Here is a 235-nt window from a genome sequence, read left to right on the forward strand (position 1 = left end):
TGGCCATGGATGCCTTGCTCGACCCAGATATCGAACTGGTGTTACTCACAGGCCCGGCAGGGTGCGGCAAAACGATTTTAGCCTTAGCGGCCGCCCTTGAAATGATCATCGAAAAAGGAATATACGACAAACTAATTGTGACGCGAAATACGCCTGAAATTGCAGAGAGCATCGGCTTTTTACCGGGTACCGAAGAAGAGAAAATGGCCCCTTGGCTTGCGGCAATCACAGATAC

1 protein-coding gene is annotated in these 235 nt (G+C 50.2%); it reads left to right on the top strand.

Annotation, left to right across the window (positions count from 1 at the left end; genetic code table 11):
- On the top strand, window positions 1-235 hold a 235-nt coding region (locus CWC11_RS21955; protein WP_138684258.1), incomplete at both ends, for a PhoH family protein.

This window comes from Pseudoalteromonas sp. S3178, from assembly GCF_005886985.1.
Taxonomy (GTDB): domain Bacteria; phylum Pseudomonadota; class Gammaproteobacteria; order Enterobacterales; family Alteromonadaceae; genus Pseudoalteromonas; species Pseudoalteromonas carrageenovora.